Annotated in this window: 19 protein-coding genes and 1 other RNA gene; 8 read left to right on the forward strand and 12 right to left on the reverse strand. The window is 61.6% G+C overall.

Translation table 11 applies throughout. From position 1 onward, the window contains the following. Window positions 1-14: 14 nt before the first annotated feature. The gene (thrH, locus tag IH881_02785) at window positions 15-632 is read right to left on the reverse strand and encodes a bifunctional phosphoserine phosphatase/homoserine phosphotransferase ThrH (GenBank protein ID MCH7866595.1); all 618 of its coding nucleotides are present in this window, start codon (window positions 630-632) and stop codon (window positions 15-17) included. A gap of 207 nt (window positions 633-839) precedes the next feature. Here thrH and IH881_02790 point away from each other — a divergent pair, with 207 nt between their 5' ends. The 5 genes from IH881_02790 (at window position 840) to IH881_02810 (ending at window position 4,842) form a co-directional block, all read left to right on the forward strand. Then, complete coding sequence (locus IH881_02790; protein MCH7866596.1) at window positions 840-1,625, forward strand: undecaprenyl-diphosphate phosphatase; 786 nt, start codon at window positions 840-842, stop codon at window positions 1,623-1,625. Window positions 1,626-1,688: 63 nt separating this feature from the next. Next, entirely contained in the window at window positions 1,689-2,474 is a 786-nt protein-coding gene (xth, locus tag IH881_02795; protein ID MCH7866597.1) for an exodeoxyribonuclease III, read from the forward strand. A 108-nt stretch (window positions 2,475-2,582) separates the two neighbouring features. After that, entirely contained in the window at window positions 2,583-3,290 is a 708-nt protein-coding gene (locus tag IH881_02800; GenBank protein MCH7866598.1) for an ABC transporter permease, read from the forward strand. Beyond that, window positions 3,287-4,003 (forward strand): ATP-binding cassette domain-containing protein, encoded by a 717-nt coding sequence (locus IH881_02805; GenBank protein MCH7866599.1) that lies wholly within the window; start codon window positions 3,287-3,289, stop codon window positions 4,001-4,003. Before IH881_02800 ends, IH881_02805 begins: the two co-directional genes overlap by 4 nt. Window positions 4,004-4,023: 20 nt before the next feature. Then, window positions 4,024-4,842 carry a substrate-binding domain-containing protein gene (locus IH881_02810; GenBank protein MCH7866600.1) on the forward strand — a complete coding sequence of 273 codons (819 nt, stop codon included), beginning with the start codon at window positions 4,024-4,026 and terminating at the stop codon, window positions 4,840-4,842. A gap of 102 nt (window positions 4,843-4,944) precedes the next feature. On the opposite strand, the gene IH881_02815 is transcribed toward IH881_02810, so the two are convergent. Next, a complete protein-coding gene (locus IH881_02815) occupies window positions 4,945-6,330 on the reverse strand; it encodes a sigma-70 family RNA polymerase sigma factor (protein ID MCH7866601.1) in 1,386 nt (461 codons plus the stop codon). A gap of 1,156 nt (window positions 6,331-7,486) precedes the next feature. Here IH881_02815 and IH881_02820 point away from each other — a divergent pair. Beyond that, a complete protein-coding gene (locus tag IH881_02820) occupies window positions 7,487-8,602 on the forward strand; it encodes a GNAT family N-acetyltransferase (GenBank protein ID MCH7866602.1) in 1,116 nt (371 codons plus the stop codon). Between the two features lie 93 nt (window positions 8,603-8,695). On the opposite strand, the gene rnpB is transcribed toward IH881_02820, so the two are convergent. Next, an RNA gene (gene rnpB / locus IH881_02825) (RNase P RNA component class A) lies at window positions 8,696-9,155 on the reverse strand. Window positions 9,156-9,348: 193 nt separating this feature from the next. Here rnpB and IH881_02830 point away from each other — a divergent pair. Continuing rightward, on the forward strand, window positions 9,349-10,329 hold the full coding sequence (locus tag IH881_02830) for an NAD(P)H-quinone oxidoreductase (GenBank protein ID MCH7866603.1): 981 nt from the start codon (window positions 9,349-9,351) through the stop codon (window positions 10,327-10,329). A gap of 89 nt (window positions 10,330-10,418) precedes the next feature. Continuing rightward, entirely contained in the window at window positions 10,419-10,859 is a 441-nt protein-coding gene (gene ndk / locus IH881_02835; protein MCH7866604.1) for a nucleoside-diphosphate kinase, read from the forward strand. A gap of 431 nt (window positions 10,860-11,290) precedes the next feature. Here ndk and IH881_02840 read toward each other — a convergent pair whose 3' ends face one another. The 9 genes from IH881_02840 to murD form a co-directional block, all read right to left on the reverse strand. After that, the gene (locus IH881_02840) at window positions 11,291-12,079 is read right to left on the reverse strand and encodes an enoyl-CoA hydratase/isomerase family protein (GenBank protein ID MCH7866605.1); all 789 of its coding nucleotides are present in this window, start codon (window positions 12,077-12,079) and stop codon (window positions 11,291-11,293) included. Between the two features lie 172 nt (window positions 12,080-12,251). After that, window positions 12,252-13,616, reverse strand: a complete 1,365-nt coding sequence (gene ftsZ, locus IH881_02845) for a cell division protein FtsZ (protein ID MCH7866606.1) — start codon at window positions 13,614-13,616, stop codon at window positions 12,252-12,254. Between the two features lie 116 nt (window positions 13,617-13,732). Further along, window positions 13,733-14,968 (reverse strand): cell division protein FtsA, encoded by a 1,236-nt coding sequence (gene ftsA, locus IH881_02850; protein ID MCH7866607.1) that lies wholly within the window; start codon window positions 14,966-14,968, stop codon window positions 13,733-13,735. A 95-nt stretch (window positions 14,969-15,063) separates the two neighbouring features. Then, window positions 15,064-16,029 carry an FtsQ-type POTRA domain-containing protein gene (locus IH881_02855; protein MCH7866608.1) on the reverse strand — a complete coding sequence of 322 codons (966 nt, stop codon included), beginning with the start codon at window positions 16,027-16,029 and terminating at the stop codon, window positions 15,064-15,066. Continuing rightward, the gene (gene murB / locus IH881_02860; GenBank protein MCH7866609.1) at window positions 16,026-16,943 is read right to left on the reverse strand and encodes a UDP-N-acetylmuramate dehydrogenase; all 918 of its coding nucleotides are present in this window, start codon (window positions 16,941-16,943) and stop codon (window positions 16,026-16,028) included. The genes IH881_02855 and murB overlap by 4 nt, the downstream gene beginning before the upstream one ends. Beyond that, window positions 16,943-18,334 (reverse strand): UDP-N-acetylmuramate--L-alanine ligase, encoded by a 1,392-nt coding sequence (locus IH881_02865; protein MCH7866610.1) that lies wholly within the window; start codon window positions 18,332-18,334, stop codon window positions 16,943-16,945. Before IH881_02865 ends, murB begins: the two co-directional genes overlap by 1 nt. Then, the gene (gene murG / locus IH881_02870; protein MCH7866611.1) at window positions 18,331-19,470 is read right to left on the reverse strand and encodes an undecaprenyldiphospho-muramoylpentapeptide beta-N-acetylglucosaminyltransferase; all 1,140 of its coding nucleotides are present in this window, start codon (window positions 19,468-19,470) and stop codon (window positions 18,331-18,333) included. The genes IH881_02865 and murG overlap by 4 nt, the downstream gene beginning before the upstream one ends. Beyond that, window positions 19,467-20,669 (reverse strand): putative lipid II flippase FtsW, encoded by a 1,203-nt coding sequence (gene ftsW, locus IH881_02875; protein ID MCH7866612.1) that lies wholly within the window; start codon window positions 20,667-20,669, stop codon window positions 19,467-19,469. The genes murG and ftsW overlap by 4 nt, the downstream gene beginning before the upstream one ends. Beyond that, a complete protein-coding gene (gene murD, locus IH881_02880; protein MCH7866613.1) occupies window positions 20,669-22,018 on the reverse strand; it encodes a UDP-N-acetylmuramoyl-L-alanine--D-glutamate ligase in 1,350 nt (449 codons plus the stop codon). The genes ftsW and murD overlap by 1 nt, the downstream gene beginning before the upstream one ends. Window positions 22,019-22,050: the final 32 nt, after the last annotated feature.

A 22,050-nucleotide genomic window follows, 5' to 3' on the forward strand; every position in this document is an offset into this window, starting at 1 on the left:
CACCCAAAGAGCGCCTATGCCCGAAGATCTCTCGATGAGGCTTTGCTGAACTCCGTCCGCAGGTCGGCGTAGGTCGTCGCGACGGGGAACTGCGGGAATTCGTCGATCACGTTCTGCGGAGGGCAGAACAAGATCCCCGCGTCCGCTTCGCCGAGCATGTTGGTGTCGTTGTAGGAATCGCCGGTGGCGATGACCCGAAAGTTCAGGTCGTGAAACGCCTGTACGGCCTTTCGCTTCGGGTCGTCCTGGCGCATGTGGTAGTCCACGATCATGCCGCGGTCGTCGGTTTCGAGCTTGTGGCAGAAGAGCGTCGGCCAATCGAGTTGGCGCATGAAGGGTTCTGCGAATTCGTAAAACGTGTCCGAAAGGATTACGACCTGGAAGCGTTCGCGCAGCCAATCCAAACACTCTTTGGCGCCTTCGAGTGGGGTCAGGCCTGCGATCACTTCCTGAATGTCGGCCAGGCCGAGATTGTGCTGGGCGAGGATCTCCAGTCGTTGACGCATCAAGACATCGTAGTCGGGGATGTCACGGGTCGTTGCCCGCAGTTCGTCGATGCCGGTGCGCTCCGCAAAACTAATCCAAATTTCGGGGATCAATACCCCCTCTAGATCCAAACAAGCCAATTCCACGACTTTCTCCCAACTACGGTGTATGCGATCTCCGGTTGGGCCAAGTGATTGAAACGGCCGCCGGGGATGAATGCCGCGGGAGTCTCGCGCAGCAGTGGGGGCCGTGTCGAGGGCGCCCGTGATTCGGGCGGGTTTTGGGGCCATTCGGTAGGATCCGAGAATGTCCCAAAGTCCCGAATGCAACGCCAGGATCTTCGAGGGTGCGCTTTGAGCCACCTTGAAGCGCTTTTACTCGGAGTGGTGCAGGGGCTGACCGAGTTTCTTCCGGTGTCGAGTTCGGGCCATCTCGTCATGTTCTCGACCCTGCTCGGACTCGAATCCGAAGGGGGATTGCTCTTTGAAGTGGCGGTACACGTCGCGACCCTGCTGGCGATCGCGCTCTATTACCGCGCAAAAATTCTCGAACTCGTGATCGGTGTCGTGGGCCGCGAAGCCTCGGCACTGCGCTATGTCGGCAAGCTCATCGTGGCGACGCTCCCCGCCATCGCCGTGGCATTGATCGCGCGGGGAATCCTCGAACAGGTTCTGTCGAGCCCCGCAGTCGCCTCTGCAGGGCTTCTCGTTACCGGGGCCATCCTGTGGTCTACCCGCACAACACTCGAGAAAGCCGATCAGACCGAGCCCAGCTGGGCCGGTGCACTCTTGATCGGCGTGGCCCAGGCCTTTGCGATCTTGCCGGGAATCTCGCGCAGTGGCTCGACCGTGGCGGCGGCGCTGGCCCTGGGTGTGGCGCCTGCGGCGGCCGCCGAATTTTCGTTCTTGATGGGAATCATCGCGATCAGTGGTGCGGCGGTCCTCATGCTCCCGGGGCTCGGCGACGCAAGCCCGGAAACGCTGATGGCAATCGCCCTCGGTTGCTGTGCAGCGCTGAGTTCGGGTCTGGTGGCGATCTGGCTATTCGTCATGCTGCTGCGCCGCAAGACCTTCTATCAGTTTGCCTATTACACCTGCACGGTTGGCGTGCTGTTTGGGCTGTTTATCTACTTTGGTTGACACGTGCGAGCTGACACGTGTGTGACACTGCATTGGAAAGAACAATCGATGGCAAGAAAGTCGGTGCGACTCTACTCCTGGAACGTCAACGGCATTCGCTCGGTGACGAAGAAAGGCCTGATCAAGTGGCTCGACGCAGCGAATGCTGAGATCGTCGGGCTCCAGGAGATCCGCGCCTGGCCGGAGGACATTCCCGAAGAAGTCAGGGCCCTCGAGGACTATCACCAGACCTATACCCATCCCGAGCGAAAGGGATATAGCGGGGTCGGCATGTTTTCGAAACGCAAGCCGGACTCGGTCGAGACGAGCCTCGGAGAGGAGCGCTTCGATGTAGAGGGGCGGCTGCAGATCGTACGTTTCGGCCGCTTGATCGTCGCAAACGGTTACTTCCCCAACGGCAACGGCAAGGATCGCGACAACAGTCGGATCCCCTACAAACTCGACTGGTACCGCGCTCTCTTCGACAAAGTCCAGCGTCTGCGCCGCGGCGGTTATCGTGTGCTGGTGATCGGAGATCTGAACACCGCCCACAAGGAAATCGATCTCGCTCGACCCAAGGCAAATCGGAAGATCAGCGGTTTTTGTCCAGAAGAATGCGCCGAGATCGATCGCTGGATTGACGCCGGTTGGGTCGACACGTTTCGTGCGTTCGAAGCAGGCCCCGAACACTACAGCTGGTGGAGTCAGCGCTTTGGGGTGCGGGAGAAGAATATCGGTTGGCGCCTGGACTACGTTCTGGCTTCACCGGCGGCGATGAAGTTCGTGCGCAACGCGTTCATCCATCCCGACTCGAGAGGCTCCGATCACTGCCCGGTGGGTGTCGATCTCGACCCCGCGATCTTTGGTTGAACTCCCGCGAACACCCGCGAGGCTCCCAGTTTCCACCGCCCCCCAGCACTTTGACCCGTTCATGGCTGTGCTTGCAATTCACAATCCAGGGGGGCAAGCTCCCGGCCCATGCAAAATCTCGTCGATGCATTTTCGACCGCAATTCAGCTGCTTGTGACACTTGATTCGGATCTGATGGAAATCGTGACGCTCTCGCTCGAGGTGTCGCTCAGCGCGGTATTGCTCGCGGCGTTGGTCGGCCTGCCGGTTGGCGCCGCCATTGCGGTGTCCCAGTTTCCCGGACGCAGCGCCCTCGTCGCCGTGTTGAACGCGATGATGGGGCTGCCCCCTGTGGTGGTAGGTCTCGGCGTGTATCTCGTGCTCTCACGATCGGGGCCGATGGGGTTTCTGGGTTGGCTCTTTACGCCCCAGGCGATGGTGATCGCCCAGTTTCTGCTGATCGCTCCGCTGATCGCCGCGCTGTCGCGCCAGGCGATCGAGGATCTGTGGGAGGAGTATCGCGAACTGCTGCAGTCTCTCGACGTCGGCCGTTGGGCCACCGTACAGACGTTGCTCTGGGACGCGCGCCACAGGCTGCTGACCACCCTGCTCGCAGGTTACGGACGCGCGATCGCCGAGGTCGGTGCCGTGATCATCGTGGGCGGAAACATCGCTCACGTGACTCGGGTCATGACCACCGCGATCGCGCTGGAAACCAGCAAGGGAGACATCGCGCTGGCGCTCGGTCTGGGAATCGTGCTGTTGATAATCAGCCTGTTCATCAATGGAGCCGCCGCAATCAGCAGTCATGTCTCGCAGCGCGCGCAGACTTCATGACATCGATTCTTCCCCTTTCGCTCGAGGAAATCCAGTTTCGGGTAGACGGCCGCGTCTTGCTGGAGCCCCTCAGTGTGAGCTTCGAATCCGAGGGTCGCTCGATCATCATCGGCCCCAATGGGGCCGGCAAGAGCCTGACCATGCGCATCGCCCACGGTCTGCTCAAACCGACCGCGGGTCGGGTGGTCTGGAACGGGGGCAGTTCGGGTGCGTTTGCCCGAGAGCAGGCAATGGTCTTTGAACGTCCGGTTCTGTTGCGCCGGAGCGCATTGGCAAACGTCGAATACGCCCTCGCCCGACGCGGCGTTACCGGCCACGAGGGAAGACGCAAAGCCGTGGAGGCGCTCGAGCGCACCGGTTTGATGGAATTGGCGCAGCGCAATGCCCGAGTTCTATCGTCCGGGGAACAGCAGCGTCTAGCCCTTGCTCGGGCCTGGGCCGTCGAACCTCAAGTCCTGTTTCTCGACGAACCCACCGCCGCTCTCGATCCATCGGCGACTCGAACAGTCGAACAGATCATTGAAGCGATTGTGGAAGCTGGGACCAAGATCATCATGATCACCCATGACATGGCCCAGGCCCGGCGTCTTTCGGATGAGATCCTTTTCTTCAACCGTGGGAAACTGGTCGAGCGCGCCCCGACCGAACAGTTCTTCGAAGCACCCGAGTCCGACGATGCGCGTGCATTTGTGAAAGGTGAATTGTTGTGGTGAACGTTCAGTCGATCAATTCAATCAGGTGTTGTGGGTTCGCACTCGCTTGCTGTCTGACGCTGATTCTCGGAACACGAGTCGCCGCTGCCAGCGCCGAGACGTTCATCACCCTGGCTTCGACGACTTCGACCGACAACTCCGGGCTGCTCGACGCCATTCTCCCGCAGTTCAAAGCCGAGACGGGCATTGCGGTACGGGTCGTTGCAGTGGGTACGGGTCAGGCCTTGCGGCTCGCGCGCAGCGGCGACGCGGATGTCTTGTTGGTTCACGACCGGAAATCGGAAGAACGCTTCGTCGCCGACGGATGGGGAGTCGCGCGTCACGCACTCATGCACAACGACTTCATCATCGTCGGCCCCAAGACAGACCCGGCAGATATTCGCGGGCTCGTCGATGTCGGTGAGGCGCTGGCACGCATCGCCGACCAACAAAGACCGTTCACATCCCGCGGCGATGACTCCGGAACCCACAAGGCCGAACTGCGACTTTGGCAGGCGGCAGAACGCGATCCGGTCGCCTTCTCGGGCAGCTGGTACCGGGAAACCGGGTCCGGCATGGGGGCAACCCTGAACACGGCCGCCGCAATGGACGCCTATGCGTTTGTGGACCGCGGCACCTGGCTTGCGTTCAAGAACCGGCTGGGGCTGGAAGTTCTCGTGGTAGGCGACCCCAGGCTCCGCAACCCGTATGGAGTCATTCTGGTGAATCCCGAACGCCACCCACACGTGAAGGCCGGGGCCGGGCAGGCCTTCATAGATTGGCTGCTCTCGCCCAAGGGGCAGAAAGCAATTGGGAGCTTTCGGGTCAGCGGGGAAGTGCTGTTCATTCCGGATCACTAACCCGCACAATTTGAGCCTGAAACGAAACGAAGCGGCGCCGAGGCGCCGCTTCGAGGTTTCCAGTGGCTCGGGCTGTCGCCCGACCCCTCACTGCATCTGCAGTTACGGCTCCAGAATCGGATGCAACCGCAATGCAGGCTGAGTTTCCCGCAGTCGCTTGAGCGCCCGCGCTTCCAACTGCCGGACACGTTCTCGGCTCAGCCCAAGCGTCTGGCCGATTTGCTCGAGGGTGTGCTCCTCTTCGCCCGCAAGGCCGTAGCGCAGCCGCAGGATCAGTTGTTCGCGTGGGGTGAGTGAACCGATCAACGTGCCCACGCCGGTGCGCAAGCGATCGTTGTCCATTCCGCCGTCGGGCATCGCGCCCTGCTGGTCCGCAACGAAGTCCTCGAGCCGCTTTTCGGTGCCCGAAACGTTCGATTCGAGCGAGATTGCCTCTCGGGACAATCGATCCAATGCCTCCAGGGCTTCGGTGTCGGTACCCAGCGCCGGAGCGAGTTCGGCCGGGGTGGGTTCGCGACCCAACTTGCCGGTCAACTCTGCGCGAACCCGCTGGCTTCGCTGGAGCCGATCGTGCACATGAGACGGAAGGCGAATGGTCCGTGAGTGATTCTGAATCGCTCGAACCAGTGCCTGTCGAATCCACCAAACCGCGTAGGTCGAGAACTTGAAGCCGCGTCGATGATCGAATTTCTCAACCGCCCGGATCAGACCGAGATTTCCTTCCTGAATCAAATCGGGAAAGGAGAGGCCGAGATTTCGGTAGTCCTTGGCGATGGCCACAACCAACTTCAGGTTGTGCTCGATGAAACGGTTCTTGACCGTGGTCATCTGCTCCTGAGCATCTTCGACGTCTTCCGCGAGCTTGAGCATGCGCGCCTTGTCGACGCCCGTCTCATCCTCGAGTTCGGCCAGACGCTTGGTCCGCCTGCGAGTCTTGCGAATCTCTCGCGCCAGGGTCAGCGCGTTTTCTCGCAACTCGACCAGCAACACCAGGGAAAGGCGAGCGTTGTGCATTTCCTTCGAGATTTTGCCGTCGACCTTCGCCAGGTCGGAGTTGTAATCGCCGGCGGCGGCCTCGTGGTGCTCCGCTCGCGTCGCCAGCAGAACTCGCAACTTCTTGACCGCTCGTTCGACTCGTGCGGCGATCTCGCCGGTCTCTTCATCCCCCACCGACTCGGAAAGTTTCGCACCGGTGTGGGACAGGGCGCGGAGCGCGTCCCAGCGTGAAACCACGTGTCGAGCAGAACTCGGCACTAAGTAAAGAGCATCGCGCAGGGCCGCAGTGGCCGCTTCGAGGTCCTTCGCGAGGAAGACCTCTTCTTCGCGCTTCAACGTGCGGGTACCGCCGATCTCCTGGAAGTACGACTCCAGCGGTCGCCGTTCGCGACCGGGATCGAGTTCTTCCGCCGAGACGACGGGTGTCGCCCCTGTCACAGCCTGCCGGCCGTCATCTTTCGAGGTTGTCTCAACCTGCTGTTCCGCTTTCAATTCCTCACCCCTTCGGCTTGTCAGTGCACTTCCAATAATTGGATCGGATACCGCCTGAATCGCGCCGGTTCTATTGCTTGGTTGGTTGCGTTCTGTTCCTTGTCTATGTACGTACAGAGCCTGACCGTGTTACTGCGCCCGGTACCGGTTCTGGTTTTTGTCTTTCTCAATTCATGTTGCCGCTATGCTGGGTCGAACCGTCTTTTTTGATCCGCCTCTGGCGGAAACATCGGGGACGTGGGACGAGAGCCAGCTTGCGCGCGGTGTCTTATGTCCAGTCTTTCATTCAGTCTTCGACTCATCAATCTCGGTCATGCGCAAACCTGCGCTTTCTTGGTGATTGATGGATCCAAATACGGCACACTAGATGTGATGCTGACCACGTGAATTGAGCGCTTGTTCGATCGTGGCCGCCCCCATCGGCGTCGCGATCTTCTGGTCTCGTGGTTCCAATTGCGGTGTCGTCGACCGTCTCACCTCGTGGGCATTGCCCGCTGCTTGGGGCGCGTCAAGCGACCTCGGAGTTTGAAGGCTCAGCGCCTAGTTTGCCAGCATTAATTTGGCTGTCGGACGAAAACCTTGCGGTTCCTCGGTTCTCAGGTCTTCCTACGGAATTAAGTAGGAGCTTGTTCCGGTGCTTTTGGAGACAACCTGACCCTGGTCGGGCAAATTCTGCCTACAAAATGGAACTCCGATGATGCTTCCCGGGCTGTCTTTATACCCAAGACTCGCCGATGACCGCAAGTGTCGTCTTAACTATTTGATTCTCCTTTAGTATTACAGCACCTAACTCAGTGCTATGAGCGGCGCCTCAGAGCTTCGTACAATTACGGGGTCTTTTGCCCACATGCTTCTTCATCGGACCGGCACCCCCTTACCCCAAGAGATTCCTTGTCGCGTTTGTCAACCGGGTGCTTTTTACAACATCTCTGTAATAAGGCCAAGAAGCCTCTATCTTAAGGTGGCCGTGGAGCCCGGGCTGGTGACGAGAGAATCAATCCTGCAACGAATTCAAACGGTCCAGGTAGTCTGATTCCGGTCGTGGCTCTGAGTTCGCCATAAAATCCGTAAATCTGGCGTCCCCGCGGGTTTTGCGCTGGGGCCAGGTCCGAAGGATTCCCGTGCAGGTCTCGCTCAATTCGTCACACTGCGCGCGGTGGAGTCCAATTCTCAAATACCTGTTCCGTTCTCTGAACGAGACTTTTATCTCGCCGAATTTCGCGGGCGCACCCTCGCAATCGCCCTGCCTGAAGAGCCCGCGGTCGCCGGAGAAGATCGTCTGGTAGTGGAACAGGTCCTGGCCGACCTCGCCGCCAACGACACCCGGGTGATCTTGCTGGGAGCTGATACACGGCTGCTGAGCGAGTTTTCAGGCACGGCTGCGCTCGAGACACTCGGCTCCGATTGGGTGGGGACGGCGTGGCGCCAGCTTCAGAAGCATCCGTCGATCGGTCTCGTGGGCTCGCCCGGCGAGAGCCTGCCCGCACTGTGTTCCCGGGTCACCCTCGAGCTCAAACTGGCCAAGCTCGTGTGGCTCGGAAGCCGCGGTGTGTTGTGGCTGCCGGAAGGACGGCGGCGGTCGTTGGTTGATCTGGCCGATCTCGCCGAACTCTGTGCGCCAGCGCTGGGATCCGGAGAGGGGACTGAAGCAGCTGCGGCTGCTGGAGACCTCGATGTCGAGTTGTTGCGCGAGATCGAAAAAATGATCTCCGGCGGACTCGCTTCGGTCAGCGCGTGTCTACCCGGTGCGCTCGCAGACGAGCTCTTTACCTATGTGGGCTCGGGCACCTTCTATTCGCCCGAGGGATACACCGAAGTGCGGGCGCTCGCTCTCGACGAATACGACGCGGCAGAGAACTTGATACAGCGGGGTATCGAAGAAGAATATCTGCTGTTTCGGTCCGATCGAGAGGTCGAACTCGCGCTGACCAACGGATTCGGGGCCTTCGTCGAAGGGCGCTACCTCGCTGGAATTTGCGCGCTGTTGCCCTATCCCGAGGATCGGGCCGGAGAGATCGCCTCGCTCTATGCGCTCACGCGATTTCTCGGAGAAGGTGTCGGCGCTCATCTGCTCCGGTTTGCGGTCTCTCGCGCGAAAGACCAGGGCATGAAGTACGTATTTGCCTGCACGACGTCGCCCCGGGTCGTTGACTTCTTTCGCCGAGCAGGCTTTTGCACTGCGTCCCACGCTGAGTTGCCCGACGCCAAATGGAATGCGTACAACCCGGACCGCCTCGGGGAGATTCGCTGTCTCAGGCTGGACCTGGACTGATCGGGTCGAGGGAGTTCCGGGGCAAAATGTGGGAGCCCAGCGGGAATGATCGATTTCTCGACTTCCTCCCGCCGGGTCCTGACCCATTCAATCGGCCAGCAGTGGACTGTAAGCCGGGTCCTGTTCTGCAAAGGGCTCTCGCCCTCCACAGTGAGGATCATTCATCTAGGCGACACGTTGCCGTGCCGCTCGAGCGCTCTCACCCGGATACCCTAGATCGGCGCGAGCCGATCTATTAGGACGGGTCATCCTCTACGGTATCCCTATTCGAGCTTGCTCCGGGAAGGGCTTGCCTCGCCGCCGGTCACCCGGCTGTCGCGCGTGGGCTCTTACCCCACGATTTCAACCTTACCTGTGCTGGGTTGGCGCGAAGCGCCAACCCGAACGGCAAGCTCAATTGAACTTGCAGTTACAAAGCCATCGGCGGTGTGATTTCTGTTGCGCTTTCCCTCGGGTTGCCCCGGGTCGCTGTTAGCGACTTCCCCACCCTGCGGAGCCCGGACTTTCCTCCCGCGAACGATAAGTGTCCGCCGGCGATCCTCCGTCCACCTCCAACGGGCGAGAACGTAACCCATGCCCCGGAATAGCGCGCCGCGCTGGCTCTGGGGAATGGGGCGGTCGGAGCCTCGAAATGAGTTCGTTCCTGAGGGTTTTTGAACGCGGGCTAGTGTTGGGAGCCAATTGAATGGTATCTGTGACCCGGGCCCGCGGGTCGAGAAGAGCAAAATTTCGCAGAGGAGTCGGTTTTGAAGGCCATCACGATAGAAGAACCCGGTGACGAGTCGTGCATGAAGCTCGCAGAGGTCGAAGCACCGGCGATGCGTCCCGGGTGCGTGCGCATCCGCGTAGCGGCAACCTCGGTCAACCGCGCTGATCTGCTGCAGCGTCAGGGGCTTTATCCTCCACCTCCCGGTGCCTCTCCGATCTTGGGACTCGAATGCGCAGGTGAGGTCATCGAAATTGCCGACGATGCCGCGGATTTTGCAGTCGGTGATCGCGTGATGGCTTTGCTCTCCGGAGGGGGATACGCCGAAGAAGTCGTCGTCGCAGCGGGCAGTGTGATGCGGATTCCAGAGAGACTCAGCTACCTGGAGGCGGCTGGGTTTTCCGAGGTCTTCCTGACGGTCTTCCTCAATGTGTTTCAACTCGCCGGACTCCCCGACGGAGGTAGCGCCCTGGTACACGGGGGAGGCAGCGGCATTGGCACGGCCTTCATCCAACTCGTGAAGGCCGCGGGAGCGACTTGTGTCGTGACCGCGGGCAGTGATGAAAAGTGCGAGCGTTGTCTGGATCTCGGTGCCGATGTCGCGGTCAACTATCGCACGGGCGACTTTGTCGCGGCGGCGCGCGAGGCGACGGGAGGTGACGGAGTCGATGTAATTCTCGATTCGATCGGCGGTCCCTATTTGGGACAGAACCTGAGTAGTCTCGCGACCGGCGGGCGGCTTGTGCTGATCGGCTTGATGGGTGGTGCCAAGGCAGAAATATCACTCGGCCAACTTTTGCTCAAGCGACTTCAGATCATGGGTTCGACCCTGCGCGGCCGCACAGACCTCGAAAAGGCTGCAATCGTTCAAGGCCTGATGGCTCGCTTTGCAGACGCCCTCGAGAACGGCGCGATCGGCCCGGTCGTGGACCGGGTGTTGCCCTTGGAGCAAGCGCCCGAGGCCCATCGGGTCATGAAAGCCGGTGAACACTTTGGCAAGGTGGTGCTCTCGCTTTCCTAGCGATAGTGCAGCCGCTACGTTACCGGCCCGCGAAAGGGGAGAGGCAAACACAAGCGTCCGCCAGGTGACGGCGCGAGCAGAGGAATTTCATGGCGAAGCAACAACGAACATTTGGAATCATCAAGCCGGACGCCGTCGCGGCGGGCAGTGCGGGGAAGATTCTCGCGAAGATCGACGAAAGTGGTCTCAAAATCATTGCAATGAAACTGATGAGACTGAGCGAAGCCCAGGCGCAGGGCTTCTACGCCGTTCACAAGGAGCGGCCATTTTTCGGAGATCTGGTCAAATTCATGACGGAAGGGCCGGTCGTCGCGATCGTCATGGAAGGCGATGACGCCATCGCTCGCTGGCGCGATTTGATGGGCCCCACCAACTCTGAAGAGGCGCCCGCCGGAACGATTCGCGGCGACTTCGGCACCGACATCGAACGCAATGCATCCCACGGCAGCGATGCCCCGGAAACCGCGAATCTAGAAATTTCCTATTTCTTCAATGCGATGGAAATTCAGGCCCCGAGCGAGGCGCTCTAGCACCTCAAGGGCGGACCGGAAGGGCGATATCTCAGCGAAATCTCAGGCGTATGCCCGGGCCATCAGTAGCAGCAGGCCGACATAGGTGACGGCCAACCACAGATTGTGACTTCGAAGTGCGCGGCTCACGAGAGCTCCCCCCTGTGATTCTTTTCGAACGATCCTCGGTTCTCGCGATGTGCTGACGACTTATTGTTGCATCGTCGTTGCGCGGGAACTTAGAGTCTCTTTCGCGTTTCATCCAATGTTCTTTAGGTATCGGGCGAAATAAAATTCTCAATGTGGCAGAAGTCACATGAGAAGAGACGATTCGATGCTGGGTGTGATGGATTTACGCTGGGAGACGGCGAGAATCGTCAATTTGGTGTCCATTGGACGGAACTCGAGAGACGTCTGCGCCATCTATCCACATTAGGTACTGACGAAACAGGTCAACGCCCCTCGAATTCGGGTGTGCGGCGCTCCAGTGCTGCGGCGAGCCCCTCCAGCATGTCATCACTCTCGAAACAAGTCGCTTGCTCGGACGATTCGAAGTCCAACTGGGCGGCCAGATCGACTTCGGGCGAGTGGGCGAGGCCCTTTTTGAGGGAGCGGACGGCCACAGGAGAGCAGCTGGCGATTTCCCGGGCAACTTTCAGGGTCGCGGGCAGTACTTCGGCCGCCGGCAGGCAGCGGCTGGCGAGTCCCAGTGCGGCGGCCTCCTCTCCAGTCACCGTACGGCTCGTGTAGAGCAATTCAGCGGCCAGGGACGGGCCGATCAGGCGGGGCAGGGTCCAGGAAACGCCCATGCCCGGGTGCAGCCCGAGTTTGGTGAAGTTGAGCCCCAGTTTGGCTTCTCGGGCGACGTAGCGAATGTCGCAGGCGAGGGCGACGCCCAGCCCGGCCCCGATCGCATGGCCGTTGATCGCCGCCAGAGTCGGGACGGGCAGCGTGCGGAGCGACAGGAAGAGTTCGTAGAACGATCGCATGAAGGCCTGGATCGACGCTCGCGCATCGCCTCGTCGGGCCTGCTGGGCGAGTCCCTCGATCATGTCGAGGTCACCCCCGGCAGAAAATGCGCTGCCGCTTCCGGTGATGACGACCGCACGCACGGCCGCGTCGTCCTTCAACCGCTGGATGCAGTCGCGGAACGCTTCGCCCATGGGTTGGGTCATGGCATTGAGATGGGCCTGATCGTTGAACGTCAGCGTGACGATCTCGTCCTCACACGCCTCGAGAATCCACGCGTCACGATTCGATTCATGGCCCGATAGATTGTCCGTCACGGCTCTTCTCCCGACTCGTCACACCAAATCCGCGCGTACGCGAAACAAAACAAAACGCACCGGAGAGTAGCGTCCCTCCGGTGCGTCAAGTCGCACGGGTGCAAATACCGAACCTTCAGCAGAGGGATTAGTCCTGGGCGCGGCGCAAGAACGCCGGTTCCTCCGGGTCTTCCTCCCGTTCGCTTTGTCTGCGTCGCAGGAACGCCGGAGTATCGAGTTCGTCTTCAAAAGGTGAGGCGAACTCCCCCGCGCTCGCCTCCGCGTGTGCCATCTCGTCGGCGCTCATCGGGATGGGTTCGAGTTCCGATTCGTCAATCTGAGCCGCGGGTTCGCTTTGCCGCTCCTGTTGCGCAACTTCGGATTCCATATGCAGGGACGTGACGTTGGCCGGAGCCGTCAGAGGTGTGCAGATCTCGTCGTCGTAGCTGCGCCGCCGAGGTGGTCGCGTTCGCGATTGGACCCCTTCGAGACCGGTCGCAATGACGGTGACCCGGATCTCGTCGTCATCCATGGTTTCATCGATCACCGCACCGAAGATGATGTTTGCGTCTTCGTGCGCTGCTTCTTGAACCAGTGTCGAGGCTTCGTTTACCTCGAACAAGCTCATGCTTTCGCTGCCGGTGATGTTGATCAATACGCCGCGCGCTCCCTCGATCGAAAGATCTTCGAGCAACGGGCTCGAGATTGCCGACTGGGCGGCGTCGACCGCACGCGATTCGCCGCGTCCGATCCCGGTCCCCATCATGGCGACACCGGCTTCGTTCATCACCGTGCGAACATCAGCGAAGTCGAGATTGATCAGGCCGTGGATCGTGATCAGATCGGAAATGCCGCGAACTGCATTGAGCAAGACATCGTCGGCGAGGGTGAAGGCATCTTGGATACCGGTGTTCTTTCCGGCGAGGGCCAGCAGGCGCTGGTTGGGAATCGTGATCAGGGTATCGACGACCTGGTGCAGTTCGTCAATTCCGCGATCAGCGTGCTTCGTTCGCACCTTGCCTTCGAACATGAAAGGTTTGGTGACCACACCCACGGTCAGGGCGCCAATTTCTCGTGCGACTTCCGCGACGATCGGTGCAGCACCGGTTCCGGTTCCGCCGCCCATTCCGGCAGTCACGAAGATCATGTCGGAGCCTTCGAGAAGCTCTCGCAAGCGCTCCCGCGCCTCGAGGGCAGAAGCGCGACCGCGATCAGGATTGGCTCCACAGCCGAGACCCCGGGTGACCTCGGCTCCCAACTGAATCTTGATCGGAGCCAGGTTGTGCTTCAAAGCCTGGGCATCCGTGTTCGCGGCGATGAAGTCGACCCCGCGGAGTCCCGACCGGATCATCGTGTTCAGGGCATTCCCGCCGCCGCCGCCAACCCCGATGACCTTGATCGTCGCCGATTGGTTCGCCGACGCTTCGAATTCCAGGAATTCCTGCCCGTCGTCCGGGCCGATCTCGAGCAAATCGACAGGTTCGGACTTCTTGTTCCGCTTCTTCTTCGCCATTTCTTTCCCCCTACGCGCTCTCAATGGCTCGTGCGCGCTAAATGTAACACCAAATTAAGTTTTTGTGCCCATTCTTTTCTGCCGGTCGGGTTGGAAATTGGGGGGTCGACTCGAAGCTATGCGAACTCGGTGTAGAACCAGTCGCGCATACGCTGTTTGACCCGACCGAAGATCGACTCGTCGCGAATTCGGAAGCCCTTGAAACGAGTTGATTCCTGGGAAAACCCGTGACAGACCAGGCCGACTCCCGTTGCGTACATCGGGCTCTTGACCACATTGAGCAGTCCGCCGACGTTGATCGGCGTACCGATCCGGACCGGCGCTTCGAAGATTTCCTCAGCGAGTTCGGCAATTCCGGCCAGGGCCGCCGCTCCGCCGGTGAGGACTACCCCCGACGGAATGCGATCGGCGAGATTCGAGCGCACGATCTCCTGTCTCGCCAAGGTGAGGATTTCTTCCGCCCGGGGCTCGATGATTTCGCACAAGATCTTGCGCGACACCTCCCGTGGCCGTCGCCCCCCGACCGACGGAACCGTGAGCACGTCGTCGCTCGAGAGAAAACGCGCCGACGCCACACCGAAGGTCTTCTTGATGCGCTCGGCTTCGTTGAAGGGTGTGCGCAGACCGACCGCGATGTCGTTGGTCAGGTGATACCCGCCAAATCCGAGCACCGAGGTGTTCTTGATCGAACCGTCGGCGAATACAGCGATGTCCGTCGTGCCGCCGCCGATGTCGATCATGCACACGCCGAGTTCCCGCTCGTCACTCGCCAGCACGGCCTGGGCTGAAGCCAGGGGTTCGAGCACGATATCGATGACGTTGAGCCCGGCCTTGTTGCACGACTTCACGATATTTTGCGCGCTCGTCACGGCCGCCGTGACGATGTGGATCTTCGCTTCGAGTCGCACGCCGCTCATGCCGAGGGGTTCGCGGATTCCATCCTGTTCGTCGATCACGAACTCCTGGGGGATGATGTGGATGACCTCGCGATCCATCGGAATGGCTACGGCCTTGGCGGCGTCGATCACGCGACGGATGTCGCTTTGGCGAACCTCGCGATCCTTGAGTGCCACGACGCCGTTGGAGTTGAAACCGCGAATATGACCTCCCGCGATTCCGGCATAGACCGAGGCAATTTCGCAATCCGCCATCATCTCGGCTTCTTCAACCGCCATCTTGATTGAGTGGACAGTGGCATCGATGTCAATCACGACACCCTTGCGCAGGCCCTTCGAAACGTGAGTCCCGATGCCGATGATATTCACACCGTTCTCCGTTCGTTCTCCCACGATTGCGCAGATCTTGGTGGTGCCGATGTCCAACCCGACGATCAAGTCTTCCTTGCGTGTCATGCCTCACCCCCCTTAAGCGGCCACCGGTTTCCCGCATGGCACTCGATGGACGACCCCGCGCATCCGCGCGAAACCGCCACTATTAGTCTCCTCCCTCACCGAGACGGAGACCGACTCCTCAGAACTGCACGGTCTGCGAAGCGAAGATCGATTTCCTCCGCTCCTCGCGCCGACGGCAGGTCGGAAGCGAGCAGCAGAGCGAGTCTTTCGAGGCGAGGTTCGAGTTCTTTCTCGCCCAGGATGACGGTGTGGGGAAGCGTCTGGGAGTGCAGCACCCAGCCCCGGCCCGCGTCGCGCGCGGGAAGTTCGATTTCGCGCGCCCCCAGGCGTCGCCCGGCGTGGCTGCGCATGAACCTCACGATCGAGAGTGCCTCGACCAGGGTGGGATCGATCTCGCCCGTCGCCAGGGTCCGCTGACTGCGCAAGCGGGGCAGGCGACTCCAATCCTCGGCCCGGGTTCGCGCAAAGGGCGTGCCGGTTGCATCCACAAGACGCCAGACGGTTTGGTTTTCGGTGTTGTCGGCGTTTCGGGAGTCTCGCACCACTTCTCGTACCAATGCGATCGGTTTGCGCTCTTTGATGCGGACGAGCAATTTGCCGTCGGGCAGCAGGGTCGCCTCGGCACGTCTTATCCAGGGATGTTGTTCGAGAGTCTTTGCGACCTGCGCGGAATCGACTTCACTGGCGAGGCTGTCGGGTGCGACGCCACTCGCCCGGGCAACGTCGGCCAATGAAAGCCGATGGTTGCCCAACACTGCAACGGATTGAACCCGGACCTGCAGCGCGCTCTGCTTGTCTCCCCGGGAACTTTCGATGACCGGGTGGCTGACCAAAACGCCAAGCACCAGCGCAATGAAGAACAGTCCCGCGACGGCGGGACGAAAGTAAACAGCAAAGGAACCTCGCTGAATTCGCCCGGGTCCGACGCGACCGCGACTGCGCCCTGCACCGCGGACCCCGCGTCCGAGCGGGGGCCAGCGTTGCGTCAGTCGGCTGACCCACGAACTCTGGCGTCTGGCCTTGCCGCTGGCTTTTCCCCGAGTCGTGCGTTTTGGACTCATGCCGCCTCCCTGCCGAGGATTCGCACCTCGGGTTGCAACTGGATGCCGGTCTTTGCTTTGACCTGTTCCTGGACTTCGCGCATCAGGGCCAGCACGTCTGCGGCTTTGGCGCCGCCGGTGTTGGCAATGAAGTTTGCATGGATGGTGGAGATCTGGGCGCCTCCGCGCACGGCGCCCTTCAGTCCGGCGGCTTCGATCAACCTGCCCGCGAAGTCTCCCGCCGGGTTCTTGAACACGGAGCCGCAAGTGGGTACGTCCAGCGGTTGCGAACCCGCACGCGCTGCGAGCAGTCGCTTGACTTCATCTTTGACCGCATCGGGATCTGCAATTTCGACGGCGAGCAGCGCGGAGACGATCACGCTTCCCGCTGCGAGGCCGCGCAGGGAGCGATACGAAAACCGCAGCGCGTCGCGGCCGAGGTGGGAACGCTTGCGCCCGGTTGGGCTCACGACTTCGACTTCGATCACCACGTCCTTGGCTTCGCGCGACCCGATACCGGCGTTCATCGCGATCCAACCCCCTACGGTCCCGGGAATGCCGGCTCCGAATTCGAGTCCGCTGTAACCCTTTTGGGTGCACAGGCGCATAAGGCTCGCGTGAGAAACACCGGCCTGGGCGCGTAAGCCTCCGCCCGGGCGTTCTTCCAGACTGCGCAGCTTGTTGGTCAAGAGCGTGACTCCTTCGATCCCGCCGTCGAGCACCAGCGTATTGAATCCGTTGCCCAGCACCGTGTGAGGGAGCCGGAAGCGATGGCAGATCCGGAGCAGGGCAGCGGTTTCGTCAGCGCTCGCCGGTGCTGCGACCGCGTCTGCCCGACCGCCAATGCGCAGGGAAGTGTGGCGGGACATGGGAACATCGAAGGAGATTCGCTCTCCGAGCAACTGCACCAACGCTTCTTGGGCCCGCTGTTCCATCACGTCGACGCCCCCGTACGCAGTCGTTCGAGCAGCCTGGGCCCGAGTTGAGTGACGTCTCCTGCACCCAGGGTGAGGACGAGGTCTCCGCTCTTGAGCGAAGCTTGCAGGGCATCGATGATGTCTGCGAAGCGATCCATATAGCGAACATCCGGATGACCGGCCTTCTGGATATCGCGCGCGAGATCGCTCGCCGACGCGCCCTGGATCGGCGACTCACCCGCCGCGTAGGTGTCGGTCACGATCAACACATCGCAATCCGCAAATGCGTGGCTGAACTCGTCCATGCAGTCTCGGGTTCGCGAAAAGCGGTGGGGCTGAAAGATCGTGACGATTCGGCCCGAATGGAGTGCGCGCGCGGCGCGGAGAGTGGCCCGGACTTCGATCGGATGATGTCCGTAGTCGTCGATCACTCGCACGCCGCCGACGCTTCCCTTGTCTTCAAAGCGGCGAGCCACGCCGCGGAAGCTCGCCAGGCCAGCGGCCGCCTGGGCGAACGGAACGCCGACTTCGAGGGCCACGCCCAAGGCCGCCAGGGCGTTTTCGACATTGTGGATTCCGGGCAGCGGGAGTTCGACCTCGCCGAGTTGCGAACCCCCTCGCTCGACGCCAAAGCGCATGCCCATGGCGTCGCTCACCAGGTCTCGGGCTCGGAGTTCTGCGCCCTCTTGTGTTCCGTAGCGGAGTACCCGGCCGCTGAGTTGCCGAGAAAGCGAGCGCACACGAGGATGATCGGAACACACGACGCACAGGCCCCAGAAGGGGATGTTGCGCGCGAAACGAAGGAACGCGGCTTCGAGGATTTCCATCTTCCCGTAGTGGTCGAGGTGGTCCGCGTCGATATTGGTAACGACGCTGATGCACGGTGACAGTTCGAGGAATGAGCCGTCGCTCTCATCCGCTTCGGTCACGAGCCAATCGCCGCCGCCGATGATCGCCCCTTCCGTGCGGCCGGGATGACCCTGAAGCCGACCTCCGACCAGGGCGGTCGGGTCGAGTTTGGCCTGGACCAGTAGATGGGCGATCAGTGCGGTGGTGGTCGTCTTGCCGTGGGTTCCAGCGATCGCAATGCCCTGCATCCCTCGCATGGCTTCCGCCAACATTTCGGCGCGCCGGATGACCGGAATTCCGCGGCGTCTGGCTTCCACGAGTTCGGCGTTCTGGGCATCGATCGCGGTCGAATGGATCACGACATCCGCATCGCGAACCCGTTCCGCGCTATGGCCTACCCCAACCGCAATCCCCAGCTGCTTCAGATGATCGACGATGCGGCCGCCCGTGAGATCCGAACCGCTGACTTCGTAGCCCCGGCTGTGCATCAGTTCGGCGAGTCCGGACATGCCGACCCCAGCGATTCCCACGAAGTGCATGTGTCGCACGCGGTGTTTCACGTGGACGGGCCCCCCGTATTCCCAGCGCTTGCGGTCACAGTCGCGGAGAACATCTCCGCCGTGCAGGTTTCGATGATTTCGCGTGCAGCCTGGGGGTGGGCCATGCTGCGCGCCGCGGTTCCCATGGCGACGAGTCGCGTCGGGTCCGAAAAGATATTCCGCAATGCCGATACCACGCGCTCGCCACCCGCCACGGGCTCCTCGAGACCGGTAAGCCTGAGAGCCGCGCCGATGTTTTCGAGTTCCACTGCGTTTGCCGTCTGGTGATCGTCGGCCGCGTAGGGATAGGGAACGAGCAGGGCGGGGAGACCCGACAGGGCGAGTTCGGCGATCGTGAGTGCCCCGGCGCGACAGATGGCGATGTCAGCCCAGCGGTAGCGAGCGGGGAGGTCGGATTCGAAGGCTACGGTCTCGGCCCTCACCCCGGCCTTTTCGTAGCTCTCGGCGACGCGATCTCGATCGGCTTTCCCCGCTGAGTGGAAGACCTCGACCTCGAGTTCCGCGAGACCCGGAGCGGCCGTCATCATGGCCTCGTTGATTTGGCGGGCGCCTTGGCTGCCTCCGAATACGAGCAGTCGAAAAGGTGCGGTCGCGGCGCGCCGCTCATCTTCGCGATCGAAAGCCTCGATCAACGACTCGCGCAACGGTACGCCGAGCGAGTGACTGCGCGACTCCACTGCGAGACGTTTTGCCGTGATCTCGAAGCCCGGAAAGACGAGACGTGCAAAGCGCGCGGTCAAGCGATTGACTCGCCCGGGAATCGCGTTGGGTTCGACCAGCGCGATCGGAATTCTCATGCAGATGGCGGCCAACAGCGAGGGCATGGCCGCGTATCCCCCGACCGAGATCACTGCGTCCGCCCCGCACTTGTTGAGCGCGCGCCTGGCGGAGAAGGCTGCGGCCACGATCCAAAGTGCCCCGAACAAACTCCCGAGCACCCCGCGTCCCACCACCTGTCGACTCGACAACGCGACCAGTTCGAATCCGGCGCTGGGGACGAGTTCGGTCTCGAGCCCGCTTTGTGAACCCAGTACGAGGACGCGTTCGCCCCGACGCTGCAGCGCTTCGGCCAGGGCGATCGCCATGGTCACATGACCCCCGGTGCCGCCGCCGGCGATGACCCAGGAAAGCGTCATACGCCGCCCCCCGGACTGCGCCGCCGATTGCTGACGATGATGGCGGGACCGCGTTGGCGAGAGATTCCGAGCAGGACCCCCAGGATCGTGCAACAGATTACGAGGGAGGTTCCCCCGTACGAGAGAAATGGCAGCGTGAGTCCCTTGGTCGGCAGCATGCCCATCACCACCGCCGCGTTCACGATCGCCGGGACTGCGAGCAGACAGGTCGTTTCGAACGCCATCAGCAGGGCGAAGCGTGAATTGGCGCGTCGGGCGATTCGAGTTCCAGAGATCAGCAATGCGGCGAATGCGCCGAGCACCACGAGAATGCCGACCAGTCCGAGTTCTTCGGCGACCAGGGAAAGAATGAAATCCGTGTGGGCTTCGGGGAGGTAGAAGAGTTTTTGTCTGCCGTTGCCCAGGCCGACGCCGAAAAAACCGCCCTGGTTGAACGCGATGAACGACTGAACGAGTTGAAAGCCCGCACCCTGGGGATCCTTCCAGGGATCGAGAAAGGCGACCACCCGGCGCATCGCGTAGGGGTTGAAGGCGATATAGGTCGCAATTCCGAGACAGGCCACGAGTCCAGGTGCCACCAGGGTCCGGAGAGGAATGCCCGCCACGATCAGGAGCATTGCGACCAGCGCTGCGAGCAAGATCGCATTGCCGAGATCGGGCTGCATGAGAAGAAACAAGATTGCGGGCAGTGCGACGCCGATTGCGGCGAGTGCGCGCCCGCGGCTGAGTTGAGTGCGGCCGTCCTGGGGCGCGATGATCGCGGCGACCGCGAGCAGGGTTGCAAACTTGACGGGCTCAACGGGCTGAAAGCGGATACCCGTACCCGGGATCGCGAGCCAACGCTGCGCTCCATTGACCTCTACGCCGAACAAGAAGGTGGCGAACAACATCAGGACGCCCAGGATCCAGATCGGTAGCGCGATTCGGTGCCACATGACGAGCGGTACGAAAGCCGCCGCGGTTGCGGTCATTAGCCCGATCGCAAGAGCGGTCATGTGGTGTACGAAGAGCGGTGGGATGGTTTGGTCGATGGAGAGCGGTGCTGTGGTGCTGTAACTCATCACGACACCGATCCCGACCAGCACCAGTGCGGAGAGCAAGAGCCCACTGTCGATGTGCGAGTGGGAGATCGCACTCTCGCGGCCGGCCGCTGCGGTGATTCGTCCGTTTCTGCTTCTGCGCGCTTCGCGGACACCCATCAGTTTTTTGTCTCCTGCGCGGTCTGTTCGGTCTGTGCGATAGCGCGGACGGCGAGACGAAAGTGATCGCCGCGGTCTTCGAAGCTCTTGAATTGATCGAAGCTCGCGCAGGCGGGCGCCAGCAGTACGGTGTCACCCGATTGCGCGATCGTTGCCGCCAGCGCGACAGCTTCGGCCAGATCTTCGACTCGACGTACATCGATGCGGCCGGCGAGGGCCTCTGCCAGGAGCCCTGCGGACTCGCCGTAGAACAGCGCAGACTTCACCCGCGCGGCCGCCATGTCCGCGAGTTCCGCGAAGTCGAGCCCCTTGTCCCGGCCCCCGGCGATCCAGACCACCGGTGAGTCGAAGCCTTCGAGCGAGCGAACGGCGGCGCCCGGGTTCGTGGCCTTTGAGTCGTTGATGAAGGTCACTCCCGAAACGGATGCAACGTACTCAGAGCGATGGGGCAGGCCAGGGAAGTCGAGCACCGCGCCGATCGCGCGACTGGGATCGACCCCCAGCGCCGTGACCGCGGCGAGGGCAGCGAGAACATTTTCGAGATTGTGCACGCCGGCAAGGCGCAGGCCGTCGATGGAAACGCGCCGGACCTGTTTGCCGTCGCGAATCAAGGCGACGCCGGCATCGAGGCAGACGCCGTTCTCGACCGGTTGCCGTCGGCTGAAGCCCCAGATCTGCGCCTCGCAGCGATTTTCAAACTCGCGGGTCACGGGATCATCGAAATTGAGGATCACCACGTCGTCGGGCCCCTGTCGTTCGACGATGCGCAGCTTGGCCCGGCGATAGGCTTCGAAGTCGCCGTGTCGATCCAGGTGGTCCGGGCTGATGTTCAAGACGACCGCCACCCGGGGACGAAAGTGTTCGACGGCCTCGAGCTGGAACGACGAGACTTCGAGCACCGCGGCATCCAGGGGTTCGCCGACGAGCGAAAGCGCCGGGGTGCCGAGATTGCCGGCCGCCCTGGCCCGCAGCCCTGCGCCCTGCAACATCGCTTCGATGAGACGCACCGTGGTCGACTTTCCATTGGTGCCCGTGACGGCCACGATCGGAATCTCGAGAAACTGCCCGGCGAGTTCGATGTCCCCCGCGACCGCACGAGCGCGCTCGGCGTATCGTGCGTTGGGAATCCCGGGGCTGGGCACGACGAGATCAAAGTCGGCGGGATCCGGCAGCGCGGTTCCGGTTACGGTCTCGATACCCGGTGCCAGGGCGTCGAAGCCGCTGATCTCTGATGCTGGCGCCTCGTCGGCGGCGAGCACCAGGGCTCCCTTTGCGGCGCAAAAATTCGCCGCACTGGTTCCCGAAATTCCAAGCCCCAATATCAAAACTTTTTTTCCCGACAGGTCCATGCCGACCCGGTGCTCCTCACCGCGCAAAGCAG

Source organism: Myxococcales bacterium, assembly GCA_022563535.1.
In the GTDB taxonomy this organism is placed as follows: domain Bacteria; phylum Myxococcota_A; class UBA9160; order UBA9160; family UBA4427; genus DUBZ01.

Bases quoted from the DNA above. Each gene is read 5' to 3' on its own strand.
- IH881_02800 (MCH7866598.1), top strand. From the start codon at position 2,583: ATGCAAAATCTCGTCGATGCATTTTCGACCGCAATTCAGCTGCTTGTG.
- IH881_02805 (MCH7866599.1), top strand. From the start codon at position 3,287: ATGACATCGATTCTTCCCCTTTCGCTCGAGGAAATCCAGTTTCGGGTA.
- ndk (MCH7866604.1), top strand. From the start codon at position 10,419: ATGGCGAAGCAACAACGAACATTTGGAATCATCAAGCCGGACGCCGTC.
- ftsZ (MCH7866606.1), bottom strand. From the start codon at position 13,616: ATGGCGAAGAAGAAGCGGAACAAGAAGTCCGAACCTGTCGATTTGCTC.
- ftsA (MCH7866607.1), bottom strand. From the start codon at position 14,968: ATGACACGCAAGGAAGACTTGATCGTCGGGTTGGACATCGGCACCACC.
- IH881_02855 (MCH7866608.1), bottom strand. From the start codon at position 16,029: ATGAGTCCAAAACGCACGACTCGGGGAAAAGCCAGCGGCAAGGCCAGA.
- murB (MCH7866609.1), bottom strand. From the start codon at position 16,943: ATGGAACAGCGGGCCCAAGAAGCGTTGGTGCAGTTGCTCGGAGAGCGA.
- murG (MCH7866611.1), bottom strand. From the start codon at position 19,470: ATGACGCTTTCCTGGGTCATCGCCGGCGGCGGCACCGGGGGTCATGTG.
- ftsW (MCH7866612.1), bottom strand. From the start codon at position 20,669: ATGGGTGTCCGCGAAGCGCGCAGAAGCAGAAACGGACGAATCACCGCA.
- murD (MCH7866613.1), bottom strand. From the start codon at position 22,018: ATGGACCTGTCGGGAAAAAAAGTTTTGATATTGGGGCTTGGAATTTCG.